Source organism: Streptomyces sp. SCSIO 30461 (assembly GCF_037023745.1).
Taxonomy (GTDB): Bacteria; Actinomycetota; Actinomycetes; order Streptomycetales; family Streptomycetaceae; genus Streptomyces.
Window position 1 is genome coordinate 6811065 of the sequence record NZ_CP146101.1, and the last position, 21115, is coordinate 6832179.

Here is a 21115-nt window from a genome sequence, read left to right on the forward strand (position 1 = left end):
GCCGGAAATCCCACGCCTACGTGTGATGAGAGTAATCACGCGTATGAATATCGGCGGACCTGCCGTCCAGGTTTCGGCACTTCTGCGGGGCATGGACTCCGGACGGTTCGAGCACCGACTCATCGCCGGGTTCGTGGCGCCGGACGAGGCCGACCACCTGGATCACCGAGCACCTGACCTGCCAGTTCAGCGAATCAAAGGACTCGGTCGCGCCGTGCGGCCATCGGACGACGCCCGCTGCCTCGCCGAACTCGTCACCACGATGAGGCGATTCCGGCCGCATATCGTCCATACGCACACGGCGAAAGCCGGGGCCCTCGGCCGGACCGCCGCGGTGCTGGCCGGAGTTCCGTCGCGTGTGCACACCTTTCACGGACATCTCCTGCACGGCTATTTCCCACCGACGAAGACCAGAATCGTGGTGGGCGCCGAACGCCGACTCGCCGCGTTCACGGACCGGCTGGTGGCGGTCGGAGGCCGGGTACGCGACGATCTCATCGCCGCCGGAATCGGAAAGCCCGGGCAGTACACCGTCGTACCGCCGGGCACCCGGCTCGGGCCCGCGCCGGATGGGGTGAAGGCCAGAGAGGCACTCGGGCTGCCCCAGGACTGCCCGGTGGTCGCATATGTCGGCCGGGTCACCGGGATCAAGCGACCCGACCGGTTGCTCGGCGTGGCCCGCGAGGTGCACCGCGCCGTGCCGGAGGCGCATTTCGCGGTGTGCGGGGACGGCGATCTGCGGCCGGGGCCGGAAACCGTCGCGGAACTCGGGGACCGCCTCCATCTGCTGGGCTGGCGCCCTGATGTGGAGACCGTGTACGCCGCCGCCGACCTGGTGCTGCTGACCTCGGACAACGAGGGTATGCCGGTCAGCCTGATCGAAGCCGGGCTCGCCGGACTGCCGGTGGTGGCCACCGACGTCGGCAGCGTCTCCGAGGTCGTACGGGACGGGGTGACGGGGTTCCTGGCCGCGCCCACGCCGGGTGTGACCGCCGAGCTCACGAGCCGGACGGTGGCTCTGCTGCGCGATCCGGACCTGCGCCGGGAGATGGGGGCCCGGGCGCGGGAGTTCACCGGGCGGCGGTTCGGCGAGGAGCGCCTGGTGGCCGACACGGAGGCGCTCTACTCCGCCATCGCCGTGGCCCGTGGCTGGTGGAGTCCCCCTGCTCCTCCCGGATCCGCTGTCCCTCCCGTCCTCTCTGTCATCCCGTCCGAAAAAGGTGAGCACAGTTGAACGTACTCGTCACCGGAGGTGCCGGGTTCATCGGCGCCAACCTGTGCCAAGAGCTCGTATCGCGTCCCGACGCCGGCAGGGTCATCGCCCTGGACGACCTGAGCACGGGTTTCGCGGCCAATCTGGAGGGGACCGGCGCCGAGCTGGTCGAGGGCAGCATCCTCGACTCCTCGCTCGTCGAGAGCCTCGTCGCCCGCGTGGACGCCGTGGTGCACCTCGCGGCCCGCCCCTCCGTGCCCCGTTCCCTCGCCGACCCGGTGGCGAGCCACCATGTCAACGCCACCGGCACGGTGACCGTCCTGGAGGCATGCCGGCGAGCGGGGGTGCATGTGGTCGCGGCCTCGTCGTCCTCCGTCTACGGGGCCACCGCAGTGCTGCCGAAGCACGAACAACTGGCAACGCGGCCATTGAGCCCGTATGCCGCGAGCAAGCTGGCCACGGAAGCGTACCTGCTCGCCTACGGCGCCTCGTTCGGGCTCCCGGCCCTGGCATTCCGGTTCTTCAACGTCTACGGGCCTCTCCAGCCCGCCGGGCACGCCTACGCAGCCGTGGTACCCGCCTTCATCGACGCGCTGCTGCGCGGGGCACCGGTGCGGGTATTCGGCGACGGCGCCCAGACCCGCGACTTCACCTATGTGGGCACCGTCGTCCGCGTACTCGCCGACGCGGTGCTGCGCCGGGTGACCTGCGCCGGACCCGTCAACCTCGCCTTCGGCACCCGGGTGAGCGTGCTCGACCTCGCCCGGCAGCTCGCCGGAATCACCGGGCGGCAGTCCGCGATCCGGCACGAGCCGCCGAGGACGGGCGACGTCCGCGACTCGCAGGCGGCCGACGGGCTGCTGCGCGAGCTGTTCCCGGATCTCGCGCAGGTGCCGCTGGTGGAAGGGCTGGAACGCACGGTGGAGTGGTTCCGCACCCTGCCCGAATACCACCCCGAACGCCCCGAGCACGCGGCACACGCGGCGTTCGGCTCGGCCGAGCCGAACTGAGCTCAGTCCGACCGAACCGACGACGGGTCCGGCCCGACAGCCCTGCGCGGCGACGGACCGGACCCGCCGGTCAGCCGACCCGGCAGCCCGGGTACGGGTGCACGGTGACCTTCATCGGGCGCGGCAACCGCTGCTGGAAGACGACGGGGCGCTGCTCCGACACCGGCTCGCGCAGCCGCATGGTCAGCGTCCTGCTGCCGCCGCCCGGCAGCTCGACATCGAAGGTGAACACCGGATGGCCCAACTCGTCTCCCTGGTTCACCATGGCCGGCCGGCCGTCGATACTCGCCCCGAGCAGCTCCGCCCCGCTGGTCGCGAAGTAGGACACCAGCAGGCGGTTGTCCCCGAGCCGGACCGGATAAGCGGGTTTGTCGAGTCGCGCGGTGACATAAGGCGGCAGCCCCTTGAGCGGCGCGCTGCTGGACAGCACTGCCTTGACGGTGACCTCGCGACCTGCCGTGGTGCAGCCGCCGGGACGCCAGTCCAGCGTGCGGTCGAGGTAGTAGTCCAGCTTGGTGCCCGCTCCGTTGTTGACCACCAGGCCCGCGTAGGGGCGGTCGTCCTGCGGCAGGGCGCCGCCGAACGGGTACCGCTCCAGCTCCCGCTGCTCGTCGGCGTGCGCGCTCCAGGCGGTCATCTGCCCGCTCCGCAGCACGTCGTACACCCCGAGGAAGAGCGCTGAGCGCCGCTGCGGGTCGTCGGCGGCGCTCAACAGGCGGCCGGCGGCGGCGCGGGCCACGTCCAGCAGATAGGCCTTGCGCTTGATGGAGTCGGAGAATTTCGCGTAGTTGGCCCGTTCGCTGAGGTCCACGACGTTGTCCGCGCTCACCACCGCTCCGTCGGCCATGACCGCGGGTCCGGTCGCGGCCAGCAGACGCGCCAGGACGGCCGGGTCCACCGCGAAGACGCCGTCGATCCGCTCGCCACCGCTCTTCTCGTACCAGGTGGCCGACCAGATGCGGGCGGCATAGGGGAAGTGCGGGCTCATGTTCGAATTGGGCCAGGTGTTGACCGGATCAGCCGGCCCGTACAGCCTGTCGAACTCGGGACCGAGGGCCACCCTGGGGCGGGCTCCGGCCATCGTGGTGTCGATGCCGAACTCGGTCAGCGACAGCTTGCCCCGGGTGGCGGTGAGCATGGTGTACGCGCCGGGCATGCCGCCCGTTCCACGCGCCTCGGCCGGGTTCTGGAAGACCAGCAGATAGCGGCGCGGGGCGGTGTCACCGAGCATCGGCGGAAGGAGCCGGGCGCCCGTCGCGGCGTCCGCGACCGCCGGTGCCAGCCGGTCGAGACGGTCGACGAGCGCGTCCCGTACCCGGTCGACGGCGGGCAGCCAGGTGCGCCGCGGCAGCCTGTGGGCCTCGGTCCTGGCCTGCGCCATGTGCTGTGCCGCCCGGTCGAGCGCGGGTGCCGACGCGCCCAGTGCCGAGAGGTCGAGGTGACCGGGGCCGCTGTGCCCGCTGAGCCTGCTGACGGTCCGTACGACGCCGGGGAGTACATCGCCCGCCAGCCTGTCGAACACCTTGGTCGTGCCGCGGACCGTCTCCAGGGGCTCACCGACCAAGGGCAGCCGAGCCGCGAGATACCAGGCGGGGCCGGTGGTGGCACCGTGAGCGTTCGCCGCGTGCGAAGCGGCCGACGCCGCCGCCGCTTCGGCACGCGCGCCGTGCTCACCCCGATGGCCGGGGTCCCCCGCCCCCGTGAGCGCGCTCCGCACGGCATCCAGGTCCTGGCGGGCAGCGAGCAGTTCACCGCGGGCGTACAGCCCTGTCCCGACCAACCAGCCGACGGAAAGCAGCAGAAGGCCGGCGAAGGCCGGCGGCAGGAATCCGGCGCGCCGCCGCCCTCGAACACGTCGAAGCAGTCCCGCCCAGTGGGCGACCCGTTTCCTGAGGGGCTTGATCAGCGAGTCCCCGACTGACGAAGCGACTCCCTGAATACGTGGTGGCACGTTCACCGGCTCTTCTCCCGATCTGGACGGCGCCACCCTCGCAAGGGAAAACGCCCATAGCGGAATGAATGCCCCATTTTTTACTAATCTGGGGAGGACCGGATCCGAACTCGCCCAACGAGGTGCACTGCCTGTGGAACTCCGCATCGTTCTGAGAGCGCTGCTGCGCAGCTGGCCCGCCGTCATCGTCTGCGCGCTGCTGGGCGTCGGCACCGCATGGGCTGTCACGGCCTTCACCAAGCCGGTCTACCAGGCCCGCACCCAGCTGTTCGTCGCGGCCCAGTCCGGCGGCGCCGACATCGCCCAGCTCCAGCAGGGCAATGCCTTCTCGCAGGCCCGGGTCCAGTCGTACGCATCGATCGTGGCCAGCCGTCAGGTGACCGAAGGCGTGGTCGGGATGTTGCAACTGGACACCACCCCGGAAGAGCTCGCCGCGCGGATCACCGCCGAAGCACCGCTCAACACGGTGCTCGTCAACGTCGCGGTCAGCGATACGGACCCCACCCGGGCGGCGCGCATCGCCAACGCCGTGGCTCTGCGCTTCAGCGAGGTGGTGGAGCGCTTGGAGACCCCGCGGGGAGACCCGGCCAGGACCCGCTCCCCGGTGAAGATCGGGGTGACGGAGACGGCCATCCCCCCTTCGGCTCCGTTGAGCCCGCGCCCGACGCTCAACACCGCCATGGGCCTGCTGGTCGGCCTGTTCATCGGCGGCGCCATCGCGGTGCTGCGCGAGACTCTCGACACCACGATGAAGACGACGGAAGCCCTCGCAAAGCACACCGGGCTGCCGGTTCTGGGCGCGATCCCCTACGACAAGAAGTCCGCCGGCCTGCCCCCCACCGAAGGCGCGCTGGGGCACTCACCACGTGCTGAAGCGTTCCGACACCTGCGGACGAACCTGAAGTTCACGCAGATCGACCAGGCGTCGAGCGTCATCGTGGTGACGAGCGCCCTTCCAGGCGAGGGCAAGACCAGTGCGGCGGTGGGCCTGGCACTGTCCCTCGCCGAATCCGGCACGCCCACGTGCCTGGTCGACGCCGATCTGCGCCGACCCCGTATCGCAGCCGCGTTCGGACTGGTCCAGGACGCCGGTCTGGCCAGTGTGCTCATCAACCAGGCGGACATCGACGACGTGACGCAGCAGACGGGGAGGCTCTCCGTGCTCACCAGCGGACCGATTCCGCCCAATCCCGCCGAGCTGCTGGCATCCGGCCGGATGCGCGAGGTACTCGACGAACTCGCCGGCCGCTACAAGGCCGTGGTCGTGGACAGTGCGCCGCTGCTCCCCGTCGCCGACACCGTGGGGCTGGCCCCGATGGCGCAGGGTGCCATCCTGGTCGCCCAGGCCGGGAAGACCCCCCGTGACCGCACCGTCGCCGCCGCAGAGTCGCTGCGCAAGGTGGGTGTCCACACGCTGGGTGCCGTCCTCAGCATGGTGCCGGTCCCCAGCCGGGTGGGCGGCGGCTACGGCGCCTTGTACGGCTACGGCGATCCCGCGGTGGACACCGAACTGCCCGCGACGCCGCCGCGACCGCGCGACTCGGAACCCCGAGCGCGTGGCCCGGAACCACGAGCGGGTGTGTCGGCACAGCGCGGGATGCCCCGGCTCATCAAGCGCCGCAAGGCGGCGTCAGCACGCGGCGAGTCCTGAATGACCCGCGACGCCGACAGCACCCACGAGCTCCGCGTGCTCTTCATCTGCACGGGGAACATGTACCGTTCACCGCTCGCCGAGCGCCTGCTGGCGTCCCGGCTGCCGGGCGTCCGGGTGTCCAGCGCGGGCACCCGGGCCTGGGCCGGCGTGGGTGGCGCACGCGGATCCGGCATGGACACGGCGACCCTCGCCGTGCTGGAGTCCCTGGGCGGGGACGGCACGGGCTTCCGCTCGACCCTACTGGCCCCGGAGCTGATCATCTCGGCGGACCTCGTGCTCGGACTCGCCAGGGAACACCGCGACGAGGCGGTGCGGATGCACCCCGCGGCGCTGCGCCGCAGCTTCACCCTCAAGGAGTTCCTGCGGCTGGCCGACGGCACGTGGGAACCCGGCCGGACGCCCCGGGAGCTGATCAGATGCGCCGCCGCCGAGCGCGGCACACCGCACCCGGCGCCTGCCGCTGATGACGAGATCGCCGATCCCCAGGGGCGCGGTCATGAGGTCCTCACGCGGTGCGCGCAGGAGATCGGCACAGCCGTCGCCGCCTTGGCGGCGCTGCTGGCACCGGGCGCGGCCGGCGAGCCGTGCGAGTTCCCGATTTCTCAGCCGCGGCAGGGCGGATAGGGCTGGACGACCGGCTGGAGAGGGGTGACCAGCGGCTGGCTCAGCACACGCGGGGGCCGCTCGCTGAGCGGCTCGATGAGGGTCAGTGTCAGGGTGCGGGTCTGCTGGGCCGGAAGCTCCAGATCCGTCGTGAAGACAGGGTGGCCATGCTCGATCTCGGTGCCGGTCGCGACAGGTGTGCCGTCCAGGGCGGCTCCGGTGAGTTCCGCTCCGGCGCTGGCGTAGTAGGAGACCAGCAGTCGGTTGTCACCGGGGCGGGTGGGATACGAAGGCTTGTCCGCACGCAGGGTGACGACCCCAGGCAGCCCGGACACGGGAGCGCGGTTGCCGAGGATGATCCGTACGACCACGGGCCGGCCCTCCGGGGTGCAGCGCCCCGGGGTCCACTCCAGGCGCCGGTCCAGGTAGTAGTCCAGCTTCCCGCCCGTGGTGTTGTTGACGACGAGACCGGCGAACGGGCCTTCACCCGAGGGGAGGATGCCGCCCAGCGGCCGTGTTGCGAGCAGCCGCTGCTCGTCCTCCCAGGTGCTCCACACCTTCAGCCGGTCCTGCCCCAGCACTTGGTGGACCGCGTCGAGCATGGCGGGCAGACGGCGCGGGTCCTCGATGGCACCGGCCAGCCGGAGAGCGGCCCGGTGCGCGGCGTCGAAGAAGACGGTCTTGCGCTTGGCCGGGTCCGCGAAGCGTCCGTAGCCCGTGCGCTCGGTGAGGTCCAGGACGTTGTCCGCGGTGAGCGCGGTGCCGTCGGAGAGCCTGGCCGGGCCTGCGGCCCGCAGCAGGAGCGACAGCGCGCTGGGGTCGAGTGCGATCACGCCGTCCACGTGCTTGCCGCTGTAGGCCCGCCATGCCTCCGCCCAGATGCGGGCGGCATAGGGGAAGTGCGGGCTGAGGTTGGTGTTGGCCCAGGTGCTGGTGGGGTTGCTCGGCCCGTACCGGGAGGTGAACTCGGCTCCGAGGTCGACGATCGGTCTGGTCTTGGCGAGCGAGGCCTCGTTGCCGAAGGTCTCGAAGCTCAGCCGCCCCTGATCGGCGGTGACGAGGGCGAAGGCCGCGGGCACGCCCCCGGTGCCGCGTGCCTCGGCCGTGTTCTGGAACACCACGAAGAAGCGCCGCGGCCCCTCGTCACCCAGCATCGGGGGCAGCACCCTGGCCGCGACGGTCGCGTCCGCCATGGCGGACGTGATGCCGTCGAGCCCGGCGGCGAGCTCGTCCCTCAACCGGTCGGCGGCCGAGAGCCAGGTGTCCCGGGGCAGTTCGGCGACCGCGGCCTCGGTCTCGATGGCGGCGCCCTCCGCCCGGTCGAGGCCGGGTGCGCTGTCGCGCAGCGCTGACAGCAGGGCCTGGAAGCCGCGGCCCTTGGTGTCCCTGGCGATGTCCGGAACCACCCGCACCAGCGCCGGGAACACCTCGTGGGTGATCCGGTCCGCCGCATGGGTGGCGCCCCGCATGGACTCGAAGGGGCGGCCGATGACGGGGATCCGCGAGGCGAGATACCACGCGGGCCCGGTGGTGAGGCGATGCGCAAGATCGGCGTGCTCCGCCGCGGAACCCATCGCCCGCCGCACATCACCGACTCCGGCGGCGGTGGCGGCCCCGCCGCCTTCTTCCCGTGCCACTCCGGCGCCGGTGGCCGACTGACGCAGATTCTGGAGGTCCCTCTTCGCGGCCGTCAGTTCGGCGCGTGCGAAGAGTCCGGTCACGGCGATCCAGCCGGCGCCCGCCAGAAGCAGCACGGCGGCGGCGGCCAGCAGCAGCCGGATCGGTCCGGAACCCGTGGGCAGGGGCAGGGAGGGAAGGGGCAGCGGATGGGGCAGGCGCGACAGGAGTCGCGACCTTGCCGACCTCAGTCCAAGGCTCATGGAGGCTCCCGTCCGTACGACGATGTTTCTGCGAGCGGTACTTCGGCCGGAGTGACGTTGCGCGAGGCAGCGCGGCTCACGAATGGGGTCCGCCGCTGCCGGCGGCGGCGGATGCCTGTGCACGAGCGGGCACGAAGACCACCCGGAACGTCTTGGGCCAGAGCTTGCCCGTGATCAGGAACTGATCGGTGCCGGGCACAGCCGCGACACCGTTCAGCACATCGGCGCGCTCCGCCTCCTGAGGGGTCAGCAGGCCCGAAGCGTCGATCGTCCCCGTGACCTTCCCGGTGTTCGCGTCGATGCGCATGATCTGGTCCGTCGACCAGATGTTGGCGTAGACGGTGTCCCCGACGCACTCCAGCTCATTGAGCTGGGTCACCGGCTCGTCGTGCGCGGTCACCGTGATCTCGCCGGTCTTGGCGAAGGTACGCCGATCGCGGAAGACGAGCTGCGCGGAACCGTCGCTCATCACCAGCCTGCCGCGGGCCGGCTGATGGCACAGACCCCAGCCCTCACCGGAGTAGCGGACCCGCCGGCGCTCGGCCAGGGTCCGGGCATCGCGCTCGATCGCCACCCCGTCCCGCCAGGTGAGCTGCCAGAGGGTGGGCCCGAGTACCGTGATGCCCTCGCCGAACAGGGGCGAGGGCAGCGCCACCTTCCGCACGCCCTTGCCGCCCAGGCGGCTGGAGCGCATGGAGGACCGGCCCGCCATTCCCGTGCTTTCGTACAGGGTGTCGCCGTCGAGCTCGAGCCCCTGGGTGAAAGCACTCTTATCGTGCGGAAGCACCTCCAGCACCCTGACCGCCAAGGGCTCGACACCGTCCGCCGCGTCAGCGCGGTCGGTTCCGTCCGTGTGCGGCGCCGCGGCGCTGGGACCGGGGAGTCCCCGCCCATGACCGGCACCGCAGGCCGCGGTCAGCAGGGCGGCGCACGCGGTCGCCACCGTGCAGACGACCACCCGTGGCCGGCTCATGGTCCTGCCTTCTGAGTACAGACGCACATCCGGTCCTTCCGTCGGTGCCCGCACCGGCACCGGCCGGAACCCGGCACCGGGCCGTGAGCTGGAGCCTCCCGAACCCTCAGGGCCATGCTTGGCCTCCCCATGCCTTCAGGGCCGTGGGTTGGGGCCTCCCCAGGCCTTCAGGGCCGTGGGTTGGGGCCTCCCCCGGCCTTCAGGGCCGTGGGTTGGGGCCTCCCCAGGCCTTCAGGGCCGTGGGGAAAGATCGCGACAGAGTCGGCGCATGGCCCAAGCCGGCGTGGGATCCCCCTGGGCCCCCCGCGACAGCAGGGGAAGGGCCAGGGGGAACGGCACAGGAGCACGCGCGCACGGCACGGACAGGGACCTTGCGCGTCCCCGGCCGGCGGAGCCGCGGCAGGCGGTGTTCAGCTGTTGCCGAACCGCCGGACGGCCACGACCGCCCCGCCACCGAGCAGCGCGAGACCCGCCGCACCGCCGAAGAGCATCAGGGTGTCGTCCTGACCGGTCGCCGCCAGCTCGGGCTGGGCGAGAGAACCCGCGTCCCCAGGCTCTTCGGCGACGACGCCCGGCGGCACGCCATCCGTGCCGCACTCGTTTTGCTTCCTGACGGTCAGCTTCGCCGACAGCTCCCGCTCCGGATTCCTGGCGTCGAGCCTGAAGGTGTGCTTCCCGCTGCGGACGTTCGACGGGATCTCCACGGTCCCGTCCACGTCGCCCTGCGCATCCGCGTTGAAATGCCCGAGCAGCAAGGCCTTGCTCAGGAGCTTCGCGGTCGTCGGCTGCAGCGGCGCGAACCCGTCCGCGTGGAAGGTGACGGAGTCCCCCGGGCACACCACGGCCGGCTCCAGCACCAGGGGCGGGCCAGGCGGGTACTGGGCGGCGAACGCGGGCTGGGCGGAGACGAATGTCACGGCTCCGACGACGGCGGAGGCGGCCATGGCCGCCAGGCCGGCACGCCCTGTGAACGTCCTCATGTGGTTCACGCTCCTCGGGAGGGTTCGGGCCGACAACTGACGACCCCATGCGTGACATATTTACGGATACAAGGCGTTATTCCGTGATTGTCTACGCGCCAGGGCGGCGGAGGCACCGTACTGGCCTAAGCACCCCGGGGTGCCGCACACCGTTGGCCCACCGCTCAGGTCCAGCTCGGCGGCGGGTACAGATCGCCCACGCCGCTTACCGCGCCGGCGAACTCGAGGTCCTCCTCATAGCGGCGGTGGCGCCCCAGGGTCGTCCTGGTACCCGGCAGGTCGGGCTTGGCCAAGTGGCCGTCGGCGGCAAGGATCTGCACCCGCTGGAGCACCGTACGCAGATCCACCCCCAGCTCGTTCGCCACGACCATCAGGTCGACGCCCGACTGCCAACTCCATACCAGCACCGAGTCCATGGCGGACGTCCAGAGCACGGTGGGCTGGTGCGCCTCGCTCCAGTGGTCGTCGAACACCGGCGTGGGCATCGATGCCGGGGCCGGGACCACCGGGATCGAGGCCGTGGTCACGGTCGCCGATGCCGACGGTACAGCGGACGTGAACGATGCCGGAGCCGGTGCCGGCACGGAAGGCGCCGCCGACGGAGGGGGCGGTGGCGCCACCGGCGCCGGTTCCACCGGAGGGGTGGCGCAGGAGGCTTCCGGCACCGGATCGGCGATGGCGTCCCTGATGGTGTCCTGTCCCGTGGTCAGCAGATTGGCGGCCACCGTGCGGGCGCCGTCCCGGCCGACGGTCCTGCGCGCCACCCGCACTTCGCGCTCATGCAGACCCATCATCCCGGCCACGCTACCGTCGTCACCGACGATCACCGCGAAGGCGGCGAGTTTCCTCGTACGGTCGGCCTGCGCCTCGTCCAGAGCCGCCCGTGCCGCTCGGACCTTGTCATCGCTGGCACAGAACGCCTTGGCTAGGATCGTATTTCTTTCCCATACTTCACGCGGTTCCACATACGCATAAACGCCCGTCCCGGCCTTTGAGCTCGCAGGTGCGACACATTCAACACAAAGAGAGCCAAAAACTAAAGGCGATCAAGACGGCAGCCGATAACTTGGGATCGCCGCCACCACAAGCCGTCCGCATCGAGACGGCGTTCGACTGCGAGCCCTCCGTACGAACCGCTCGCGATCTGCCTATCGGATGCTCCGACGACAGAATATGCATCCACTAGGCTGAATTCCGGGCGCGCCGGACAGGCACTCGACCGCGGTCCGCCGCCGCCGGTGCCATCGTGCTGCTACGCGCTCCCGAAGCGCCGTGATCCGTCCGAGGCGCCCGGCTCCCTCCTCCCGGCCGGGCGCCTCAGGACTCGGCCCCGCAGGGAAGTGCACCGGACACGTCCGTACACGCGGGCGGACGGCGGCAGTGCGCCGCATCAGGGGTGTGCGGCGCCCAGGATGACGGTCCACCAGGGGCCGTCCGAGTCAAGCGCGATCCCCACACCGGCCTCCTCGTAGAGGCAGGTGAGGATGATCTCCCGGTGCGCGGGGCTGTGCATCCAGCTGTTCACGACCGAGCGGGCGGTGAGCGAACCCCGCGCCAGGTTCTCGCCGAAGTACTCGTTCCTGTACCCCGAGTCGCGCAGGCGCTCGGCGACGGAGAGGCCGCCCGTCCCCGTATGCGTCAACCGCCCCCGCTCGGCCATGTCCTCGCTGTGCTCCTCGGCGGCCCGCTCGAGTGCCGGATGCGCGTGGACGGGGTCGCAGCCCCCGCGCTCCCGCTCCTTGTTGACCAGACCGAGCACGCGGTCGGCGGTCACATCGAGCCGGACCTCGATGGCGGACCGTCCGACGACGGAGACCGCGGACGAGGCCGCCAGTGCCGGTGCGGGACCACTCGTCGCCCATGCGGCCGCCGACGCGAGCCCGGCGAACAGAGCCACGACACGAATTCTCTTCGCCCAGTTCGTCATGGCACATTTGTACAGCGCTTACCACCGACCGCCCGTAAATTCGATACGGCGGCGAGATTTTCTCTTCCTTCCGGACGATTGGTCGGACTTTATTCGCCGGATGCCATGTCAGCCACACACGAAGGAGTCCCGGACACGCGGCTGTCGTGTCCGGGACTTCCCTCCGCGGGCATACGCGTGGTCAGCGCCGTGCGGCCCTGGTGCTCCGGATCGCGAGGGCACCGCCACCGGCGAGCGCGAGCGCGACCGCCGCCATGATTCCGGCGTTGGCCTCGGCGCCCGTCTCGGCGAGCGTGGCACCCGGGGCGGCCGGGGCGGCGGGGGCGGCGGGGGTGTTCACGACCGGGGTGACGGCCGGGACCTCGGGCGTCTCAGCGACCGGGACCTCGGGGGTGGCCGGGGTCTCAGGCGTGCTGACGACCGGCGGCTGCGGCTGGACCGGCGGCTCGGGCGCGGGGTTGTCCACCGGCGGAACGACGGGCGGCTCCTCGACCGGCGGGACCGGAGCCGGCTCGTTCGGCTCCGGGAGCGGCTCCGGGAGCGGCAGCGGCTCGTTGGCCGGAGGCTCCTCGGTGCCCGGGGTCGTGGGCTCCTCCGGTCCGGGGACCGTCGGTTCCTCGATCACACTGGTGCCGTCGCCGTTGCCGCACGCGTTGCCGGAAGCCGGGTTGAGGAGACCGATGACGCTGACGGTGTTTCCGCACACGTTCACCGGAACATGCACCGGCGCCTGGATGACATTGCCCGAGAGGATCCCGGGCGAGCCCGACGCGGCACCGACGGCACCACTGTCCGCCAGGGCCGCCCCGGCACCGGCCATGGTCGCCCCCGTAGCCAGGCAGGCTGCGAGGAGAATGCGCTGAGCCTTGCTCTCCACCCTTAATTCCCTTCATGCATCGGGGGAAGGATCTGACCTCACCCCTTCGAGCAGGAAACGAAACAGAGGGCGGACACGTCACGCAGTAGCGGTCGCGGATTTTCGGGAATCGACAAAAGCAAATCAGTTCTTCCTATTTGGGTGCCATGAATGCGTCGCTGGTGGATACTGCGGCGGCTATGGCACGGCCGCCTCACAGGCGCCGCTCAGCAACCCGGTCGGTGACGTGCCGTCAACTGACGGCGAAGACGGCGCTCCGCCGGGGTCAGCGGGATGTCCGGGCGCACCCGTTCCGGGTGGCCGGGCGGCGGCGGGCGGAGCCCGGGGGGCTCCGTACCCCGGCCCGGGGCGGGCACCCCGATCCATATCCACCCGGCGGTCACGAGGGCGTCGTAGCAGCCGTACACCACCCGCCTCAGCAGCGTCATGAGCGCAGCGCGGCGGCCGGCTCCCAGGGTGCGCCGGTCCCGGTCACCGTCGCCACGGGCTCCTCGTCGCTCCAGGTCCACAACCGGGACAACGCGTCGAGGTCGAGATCGTGGCCCTCGGTCCAGATGCGCGCGGCGGTCGCCAGCACCGACTGGCGGTCGGCCTCGGGCGTGCCCCGGCGCGCGGGCAGCAGCGCGGCGGCCGCGCTCGCACCGAGGCGCACGGCGCGGTGCCTGCGGGCGAAGGCGGTCAGGGTCTGCCGCGGACCGGCCTCGATCAGCAGCATGTCGTCCACCGCGAGCAGTTCTTCGAGCGCGGCCTTGAAGTACACCGTGTCGGTGATCTGGCGCGCCCAGAAGCGGGGGCTGACGGCGTCCTCGGGGTGCATCAGACCACCGGTGTAGCCGGAGTACAGCGGCAGCCGGGGCTCGCGCAGGGGGATGCCGCGGTAGACGGCCTCCACGGCGTCGGATGCCGGAGCCATCGCAGGTGAGTGGAAGGGACTGGTCGCGGGGACGTTGACGACGGTGAAGCCATCGGACCTGAGGTCGGCCGCGACATCGGCCAGCGGGGCGGCGGAACCCGCGAGCATCACCTGCTGCGCGGCGTTGACCGCGGCGATGGCCACGTCCCCCTCCACGTAGGGATGCAGTTGCTCCTCGCTCGCGGCGACGGCCAGCATTCCGCCTTCCGGTATCCGTACCGCCTCTCGCACCCGGGCCATCATCATCGCCACGGCGTCGGGCAGCGCCATCACTCCGGCGAGGGTGGCGGCGACCAGTTCACCGGCGCTGTGCCCGAGCAGGGCTGCGGGGCGCACACCCCAGCTGAGGATGAGCCGGCCGAGCGCGTAGTCGACGGCGAACAGCAGCGGCTGTGCGCGGCGCACATCGTCGATGTCGATGCGCGGCGATCCGGAGTTGAGCCAGTCCTCGCGGATCCGGTGGCCCTCCTCGCCCATGTGGGAGAGTGCGGCGTCCACGGCGGCGGTGAACACGGGCTCGCGCAGGTAGAGCCCTGCGGCCATGCCCGCGTGCTGGGAGCCCTGGCCTGGGAAAAGCAGGGCGACGGGCCGCGGACGGGCGGCGGTCACGGGCTTGGCCTTGTGCACGGTGGCGGCGGCCAGCGCCGACACCGAGACGGCGGCGCCGCGCACCGGTCCGGGCGTGGTGCCGCAGGGCACCGCAGTGGGCAGGGCCGGGTAGGCCTCACTGTGCAGTCCGCTGAGCAGGGGCAGCAGTTCGCTGCGGACCCGGCTCTCGTCGGCGGCGTCCTGACCGGACCAGAGCAGCAGCCGATGCTGCTCGGGGTCGGTGGCGCGGCGTCCGTGGTGGAGCGGGCGCAGCGCGGGCATCTCGTCGTCGGTGCCGCCGCTCGCGTCGAGCACGCCGAGGACGCGGTCCGCCTCCGCGATGGCCTCGGCGGCCCGCTTGACCGCGTAGACGGTGATGGTGTGCGGGTCCAACTCGCCGAATCCGGCGACCATGGCGAAGTCCGCGATGCCGTCGCGCAGTTCCCGGTCGGCGAGGCGCAGGGCCCGGCCGGGGGTGGACACGGTACGCACCGTGAAGCCCTCGTGTTCGCTGCCGAGTCCGGGGTCCGGGTCGATGGCGCCGACGTACACGATGGTGCGTACGGGCAGTTCCTCGGGCGGCTTGCCGAAGGCCCGCAGCACCGCCGACACACCGGCGGCCGATGCCACGATCCGCGCTCGGGGCGGCTGCGTGGAGCCGGGGCTGATGACCAGCCTCCGGACGACCGCGCTGTATGAGGTGAGCGACATCTTCCCTCCTGGTGGGCCGCGGCCTCCGGCCGCCCTGGCGTGCGCGTTCGTGTGCTTGTGGTCGTGCGGAGTTGCGTGTGGGGGCGGGGTGTGGGGGGGCGGCCGTCCCGCCCCGCGGGGGATTCGGGCGGGACGGCCGCGTTCATTCGAGCCCCTGGTCAGGCGGCGGTCTGGTCCGCGTTGATGAGCGCGAGCAGGGCCCTCGGGGTCTCCGCGTCCACCACGGCGTCGTCCGGGATCTCGATGCCGTACTCGCGCTGGATCTGGCCGATCACCTGGAGCAGGGCGAGCGAGTCGTAACCGAGGTCCATGAAGGGGGTGTCCATGACGTCGCCGTCCAGGTCGACACCCTCCTCCTCGCCCGCGCTCTCACGCAACATGCGGGTCAGGTCGGCCAGGGTGACGGTGATCGTCGTGGTGGTGGTGGTGATACCGGTGCTCATGATGGGACGTCCTCTCGTTCGGGCTGGCTGGTCTGGTGGTGAGGTAGGTGACGCTGTGGAGCTTGTGAGGGGTGGGGAGTGGGGGATCGCAGCTCGTACCGGCTCTAGGCGCGGCGCACGACCAGCGCCGCGTTGAAGCCTCCGTGGCCCCTGGCGACGACCAGCGCGGCGCGCAGATCGGCCTCGCGCGCCTCGGTGACCAGGTCGATGCCGAGACCGGGCGCCGGCGCCGCCACATGGACGGTCGGCGGGACCACCCCGTCGCGCAGGGCGAGCAGGGCGGTGGCCGCGTCCAGGGCGGCGCCGCCGGCCAGCAGTCGCCCGGTCATCGTCTTGGGCGCGGTGACGGGGACGGCGTTCGGCCCGAACACGGCGGCGAGCGCCTCGGCCTCCGCCCGGTCGTGCTCGGGCACACCCGCCGCGTCGGCGAAGACCACGTCGATGTCGGCGCTGGTGCACCCGGCGTCGGCCAAGGCTTGCTCGATGGCCCGGCGCAGTCCGGACGGGCGACCGGATCCGGGAGCCGGATCGAGGGTGGCCGCGTAGCCGGCGATCTCCCCGTAGACATGGGTGGCACCCCGGTCGCGTGCCGCCTCCGCGTCTTCGAGGAGCAGGATCGCGCCCCCCTCACCCGGTACGTAGCCGCTCGCTTCGGACGAGAACGGCAGATAGGCGCGCGCCGGGTCGTCGACCGTCGACATCAGCCCGGAGGCGATCTGCGGCACCCAGCCCCAGGGGCAGACGGCCGCGTCGACGCCACCGGAGATCACGGCCGGGAAACCCTTGCGGATGTGGCGGCGTGCCTGCCCGATGGAGTCGATGCCACCCGCCTGCTCGGTGAGCAGCACCCCGCTGGGGCCGCGCAGCTTGTGCCGGATGGAGATCTGGCCGGTGTTGACGGCGTAGAACCAGGCGAAGGACTGGTACGCGCTGACGTACTCCTTGCCCTTGCTCCACAGGTTCTCCAGCTCCCGCTGGCCGAACTCGACAGCGCCTCCCGAGGCCGAGGTGACGACGCCGATGCCGTACTCGGGCATCGCGGTGGTGTCGATCCCGGCGTCGGAGAGTGCCCAGTCCGCCGCGGTCAGCGCGAGCCGCGTCATATGGTCGGTCTGCGGCATCAGCCGGCTGGGGATGTGCTCCTCGGCGTTGTAGTCGGAGACCTCGCCCGCGACACGCGAGGGATACCCCGAGGCGTCGAAGCGTGTCACCTCGCCGAGGCCGGACTGTCCGGCCACCGTGGCCTTCCAGTACTCCTCGGTGCCCAGCCCGTTGGGCGCGGTCACGCCCAGGCCGGTCACCACGGTGGTCCTGCTCATGCGGCGCTCCTCTCCGGACGGGCCAGCACCATGGCACTCTGGAACCCGCCGAAGCCGCTGCCGACGCTGAGGACCACGTCGGTCTGCTTCTCACGGGCGGTCAGCGGGATGTAGTCGAGGTCGAGTTCGGGGTCGGGCTCGTGCAGATTGGCGGTGGGCGGCAGCACTCCGTGCTCCATCGCCAGCGCGCAGGCGGCGATCTCCAGGGAGCCGATGGCACCCAGCGAGTGCCCGATCATCGACTTGATGGAGCTGACGGGGGTGCGGTACGCGTGGTCCCCCAGGCTGCGCTTGAACGCGCCGGTCTCGTGGCGGTCGTTCATCTTGGTGCCGGAGCCGTGGGCGTTGATGTAGTCGATGGTGTCGGGTGCGAGCCGGGCCTCGGCGAGCGCGACGTCGATGGCCTCGGCCATCTCGCGCCCGTCCGGCTTGAGACCGGTCATGTGGTACGCGTTGCAACGGGAGGCGAATCCCGCGATCTCCGCGTAGATATGGGCGCCGCGCCGCTTGGCACTCTCCAACTCCTCCAGGACGAGGATCGCCGCGCCCTCGCCGAGGACGAGACCGCTGCGGGTCCTGTCGAAGGGCCGGCAGGCGCTCTCCGGGGTGTCGTTGCGGGGGGTGGTGGCGTGGATGGCGTCGAAGCAGGCCGAGGTGATCGGTGAGATGGGCGCCTCGGTGGCGCCCGCGATCATCACATCGGCAGTGCCCTCTCGGATGAGCTCCACGGCGTGTCCGAGGGAGTCGAGTCCCGAGGTGCAGCCGGTGGAGACCACCGCCGCGGGTCCTTCGGCTCCGGCCGCCTGGCCCACCTCGGCGGCCATCGAGCTGGGCACGAAGTGCCGGTACAGCTCGGGTACCGCGTAGGTGTGGTCGACGTTCCACAGGCGCCCGCCGTCGCTGACGACGGCGTACTCCCGCTCCAGGCTGGTGGTGCAGCCGACCGCGCTGCCCAGCGAGGTGCCGATCCGCCCCGGGTCGAGCGTGCCGACATCGAGTCCGCTGTCGGCGACGGCCTCACGGGTGGAGACCACCGCGAACTGCGCGGCCCGGTCGAGACGCCGGGCCTCCTGCTGGGACAGACCCGCCGCCAGCGGGTCGAAATCGCACTCGGCGGCGACCTGGGAGCGGAACGGGGACGGGTCGTAGAAGGTGATCCTGCGGGTGGCGGTGCGTCCCGCCGTGAGCAGGTCCCAGTACTCCTTGACACCGACCCCGCCCGGGGCCACGACGCCCAGGCCTGTGATGGCGACTCTGCGCATGGTCTACCTGGCCTTCGACGGGGCCGGGTGCGCCGTCGCGCACCAGCCGGCTGGAACTGTGGGGGTCACTGTCGATCCCTTCGTCCGTGACGCTTTCGCTTGCGTGACGCTCCTGCACTCGATGCGGCGGCCGGGGCGGTTCAGGGTCAGGGCCTCCCCACCCCGGCCGGCCGGGCACCTGTCCGGCGACTCGCTCGTGGCTTGTCGCCGGGCTCGGTCCAGCCATGGAACGGGTGTGCTCTCGACCGTGGCTCGCGCGCCCGTGGACCGTGGAAAAGCGCACTACGTCGGCACATTTCCATGCTTGCGGGCAGGCACTTCGGCTTGCTTCGCGCGCAGCATGGCGAGGGACCTGACCAGTACCCGCCGGGTGTCCCCGGGGTCGATGACGTCGTCCACGAGACCACGTTCGGCCGCGTAGTACGGATGCATCAGCTCGGACTTGTACTCCTTGATGCGCTGCGCCCGTAGCGCATCGGGATCCTCGGCTGCGGCTATCTCGCGCCGGAAGATGACGTTGGCGGCGCCCTCGGCTCCCATCACCGCGATCTCGTTGGTGGGCCAGGCGAAGGACAGGTCGGCGCCGATGGAGCGGGAGTCCATCACGATGTACGCGCCGCCGTAGGCCTTGCGCAGCACCAGGGAGATACGGGGCACGGTGGCGTTGCAGTACGCGTACAGCAGCTTGGCGCCGTGCCGGATGATGCCGCCGTGCTCCTGGTCGACACCGGGCAGGAAACCGGGCACGTCGACCAGGGTGACGAGCGGGATGTTGAACGAGTCGCAGAAGGACACGAAGCGGGCGGCCTTCTCCGAGGCATGGATGTCGAGTACCCCAGCGAGGGAGGCGGGCTGGTTGGCGACGATGCCGACCGGGTGCCCGTCGAGCCGGGCGAGCGCGCACACCACGTTCTGCGCCCAGCTCTCGTGCACTTCGAGGAACTCGCCGTCGTCCACGACCTCCTCGATGACCTTGCGGATGTCGTACGAGCGTCCCGGCTCGGCCGGCACCAGCTCGGTGAGCGCGTCGGTGCGCCGGTCGGCCGGGTCGTCGCAGGCCGCGGCGGGTGGCATCTCGCGGTTGTTCCCGGGCAGCAGGGCGAGAAGGAAGCGCACGTCCTCCAGGCAGGCGGCCTCGTCGTCATGGGCGAAGTGGCAGACCCCGGAGGTGGTGGCGTGCACATCGGCCCCGCCGAGTCCGTTGTGGGTGATCTGCTCGCCCGTGACGGCCTGGACCACGTCGGGTCCGGTGATGAACATCTGCGCGGTCTCGCGGACCATGAAGACGAAGTCGGTCAGGGCCGGGGAATAGGCCGCTCCGCCCGCGCAGGGGCCGAGCATCACACTGATCTGGGGGATGACGCCGGAGGCCGCGACATTGCGGCGGAAGATCCCACCGTAGCCCGCGAGGGCGGTGACGCCCTCCTGGATGCGGGCGCCCGCGCCGTCGTTGAGGCTGACCAGGGGCGCTCCCGCGGCCTCGGCGAGGTCCATGACCTTGTGAACCTTCTCGGCGTGCGCCTCACCCAGCGCACCGGCGAACACCCGGAAGTCGTGGGCGTAGGCGAAGACGGTGCGGCCGTGCACCAGTCCCCAGCCGGTGATCACGCCGTCGCCGTGCGGCTTGCGGTGCTCCAGGCCGAAGCCGCTGGCCCGGTGCCGGCGCAGCGGCTCGATCTCCGTGAACGTGCCCTCGTCAAAGAGCAGTTCGAGGCGTTCATGGGCGGTGAGTTTGTTCTTCTCGTGCTGCCGTCGGGTGGCGGCCGGGTCGGGGCCGCGGCTCACCTCTTCCTTGAGACGGCGCAGTTCGTCGGTGGAGCGGCGCAGGTCGGGTGCCGCCTGGATGACCGTGAGCTCGTCAAGGATCGTCATTGGCCGAACGTAGGAACGGCTCCTCGAAGCTCGGTGGAGCAGCCGCTCCCCGTGTCCCCGGCACGTCCGGCTCCGATCAGGTGGCCGGCACGTTCAGATCCAGCTCCGGGTCGGAGGACAGGATGGCCTGGTGCAGCCGCTGGAGCCGCGGCGACGGTTCGAGTCCCAGCTCGTCTATCAGGGTGCCGCGCAGCCGCTGGTACGACTCCAGGGCCCGCCAGGCGCTGCCCGCGCGGTGCAGCGCGGTCATCAGCTGGGCGCAGAAGTTCTCGTGCATCGGGTGCTTGGCGACCAGCACACGCAGCTCGGGCACGATCTCGGTGTGCCGTCCGAGGCGCAGATCGGCGTCGATACGCCGCTCCAGCGCCGCCATCCGGTCCTCTTCGAGGCCCAGCACCTCAAGCTCCAGCACACTGCCGACCCGGACATCGACCAGGGCCGGCCCGCGCCACATCTTGAGCGCGGTGCCGAGCAGTTCCGAGGCGGCGTGGTAGTCGCCCGCCTCGTGCGCGTCCCGTCCCGATGAGGCCAGCCGGCTGAACTCCTCGGCGTCCACCCTGCCGGGCTGGACCTGGAGCAGATAGCCGCCGTGCTGGGTGACCAGCACGTCCTTGGCCTGCCGGTGCGGATCCCCGTCCAGTGCCGCGGTGAGCTTGCGGCGCAGCTGGAGGATGTACGTCTGGAGGGTGGTCGCCGCGCTACGCGGGATCTCCTCGCCCCAGATCTCCTCCATCAGGGTCGGTACGGTGACCACCCGGTCGGCCTGGAGGGCGAGGAGCGCGAGGATCTGGCGCGGCTTGCCGGCGGTGGGGACCACGGAGATGCCGTGCTCGACGGCGGCGAGCGGTCCCAGAACATTGATCTCCATCGTTCGTTCCCCTTTGCCTCGATTCCCCGTCTCACGCTCCGGTGCTCGGGGCGGAGCACTGCTGAGGGTCG

Annotated in this window: 18 protein-coding genes; 4 read left to right on the forward strand and 14 right to left on the reverse strand. The window is 71.2% G+C overall.

Features of this window, described 5'->3' with window-relative positions; translation table 11 throughout:
• Positions 1-43: 43 nt before the first annotated feature.
• On the forward strand, positions 44-1234 hold the full coding sequence (locus tag V1460_RS30595; RefSeq protein ID WP_338676838.1) for a glycosyltransferase: 1191 nt from the start codon (positions 44-46) through the stop codon (positions 1232-1234).
• The gene (locus V1460_RS30600) at positions 1231-2223 is read left to right on the forward strand and encodes an NAD-dependent epimerase/dehydratase family protein (RefSeq protein WP_338676839.1); all 993 of its coding nucleotides are present in this window, start codon (positions 1231-1233) and stop codon (positions 2221-2223) included. Before V1460_RS30595 ends, V1460_RS30600 begins: the two co-directional genes overlap by 4 nt.
• Positions 2224-2293: 70 nt before the next feature.
• On the opposite strand, the gene V1460_RS30605 is transcribed toward V1460_RS30600, so the two are convergent.
• Entirely contained in the window at positions 2294-4174 is a 1881-nt protein-coding gene (locus V1460_RS30605) for a DUF4012 domain-containing protein (protein ID WP_338676840.1), read from the reverse strand.
• 133 nt (positions 4175-4307) lie between these two features.
• On the opposite strand from V1460_RS30605, the gene V1460_RS30610 reads away from it, so the two are divergent.
• Both V1460_RS30610 and V1460_RS30615 read left to right on the forward strand, forming a co-directional pair.
• Positions 4308-5825, forward strand: coding sequence for a polysaccharide biosynthesis tyrosine autokinase (locus V1460_RS30610; RefSeq protein WP_338676841.1), 1518 nt, complete (start codon positions 4308-4310; stop codon positions 5823-5825).
• On the forward strand, positions 5826-6452 hold the full coding sequence (locus tag V1460_RS30615; protein WP_338676842.1) for a low molecular weight phosphatase family protein: 627 nt from the start codon (positions 5826-5828) through the stop codon (positions 6450-6452).
• Here V1460_RS30615 and V1460_RS30620 read toward each other — a convergent pair.
• The 13 genes from V1460_RS30620 to V1460_RS30680 form a co-directional block, all read right to left on the reverse strand.
• Positions 6431-8311: a DUF4012 domain-containing protein gene (locus V1460_RS30620; protein WP_338676843.1), complete on the reverse strand. Its 1881-nt coding sequence runs from the start codon at positions 8309-8311 to the stop codon at positions 6431-6433. The two genes, V1460_RS30615 and V1460_RS30620, sit on opposite strands and share 22 nt — an antisense overlap.
• A 76-nt stretch (positions 8312-8387) precedes the next feature.
• On the reverse strand, positions 8388-9284 hold the full coding sequence (locus V1460_RS30625) for a glutaminyl-peptide cyclotransferase (protein WP_338676844.1): 897 nt from the start codon (positions 9282-9284) through the stop codon (positions 8388-8390).
• A gap of 410 nt (positions 9285-9694) precedes the next feature.
• A complete protein-coding gene (locus V1460_RS30630) occupies positions 9695-10264 on the reverse strand; it encodes an LPXTG cell wall anchor domain-containing protein (protein WP_338676845.1) in 570 nt (189 codons plus the stop codon).
• A gap of 164 nt (positions 10265-10428) precedes the next feature.
• Positions 10429-11229, reverse strand: a complete 801-nt coding sequence (locus V1460_RS30635) for a hypothetical protein (protein ID WP_338676846.1) — start codon at positions 11227-11229, stop codon at positions 10429-10431.
• 425 nt (positions 11230-11654) lie between these two features.
• On the reverse strand, positions 11655-12191 hold the full coding sequence (locus V1460_RS30640) for a CAP domain-containing protein (RefSeq protein ID WP_338676847.1): 537 nt from the start codon (positions 12189-12191) through the stop codon (positions 11655-11657).
• 181 nt (positions 12192-12372) lie between these two features.
• Positions 12373-13068, reverse strand: coding sequence for a chaplin (locus tag V1460_RS30645; RefSeq protein ID WP_338676848.1), 696 nt, complete (start codon positions 13066-13068; stop codon positions 12373-12375).
• A gap of 206 nt (positions 13069-13274) precedes the next feature.
• Positions 13275-13496 carry a DUF6059 family protein gene (locus V1460_RS30650; protein ID WP_338676849.1) on the reverse strand — a complete coding sequence of 74 codons (222 nt, stop codon included), beginning with the start codon at positions 13494-13496 and terminating at the stop codon, positions 13275-13277.
• Positions 13493-15280 carry an acyltransferase domain-containing protein gene (locus tag V1460_RS30655; RefSeq protein WP_338676850.1) on the reverse strand — a complete coding sequence of 596 codons (1788 nt, stop codon included), beginning with the start codon at positions 15278-15280 and terminating at the stop codon, positions 13493-13495. Before V1460_RS30655 ends, V1460_RS30650 begins: the two co-directional genes overlap by 4 nt.
• Positions 15281-15438: 158 nt before the next feature.
• Complete coding sequence (locus V1460_RS30660; RefSeq protein ID WP_338676851.1) at positions 15439-15723, reverse strand: acyl carrier protein; 285 nt, start codon at positions 15721-15723, stop codon at positions 15439-15441.
• 104 nt (positions 15724-15827) lie between these two features.
• The gene (locus V1460_RS30665; protein WP_338676852.1) at positions 15828-17042 is read right to left on the reverse strand and encodes a ketosynthase chain-length factor; all 1215 of its coding nucleotides are present in this window, start codon (positions 17040-17042) and stop codon (positions 15828-15830) included.
• Positions 17039-18304: a beta-ketoacyl-[acyl-carrier-protein] synthase family protein gene (locus V1460_RS30670; RefSeq protein WP_338676853.1), complete on the reverse strand. Its 1266-nt coding sequence runs from the start codon at positions 18302-18304 to the stop codon at positions 17039-17041. The genes V1460_RS30665 and V1460_RS30670 overlap by 4 nt, the downstream gene beginning before the upstream one ends.
• A 282-nt stretch (positions 18305-18586) precedes the next feature.
• Positions 18587-20176, reverse strand: a complete 1590-nt coding sequence (locus tag V1460_RS30675) for an acyl-CoA carboxylase subunit beta (RefSeq protein ID WP_338676854.1) — start codon at positions 20174-20176, stop codon at positions 18587-18589.
• A gap of 76 nt (positions 20177-20252) precedes the next feature.
• Positions 20253-21044, reverse strand: a complete 792-nt coding sequence (locus V1460_RS30680) for an AfsR/SARP family transcriptional regulator (RefSeq protein WP_338676855.1) — start codon at positions 21042-21044, stop codon at positions 20253-20255.
• Positions 21045-21115: the final 71 nt, after the last annotated feature.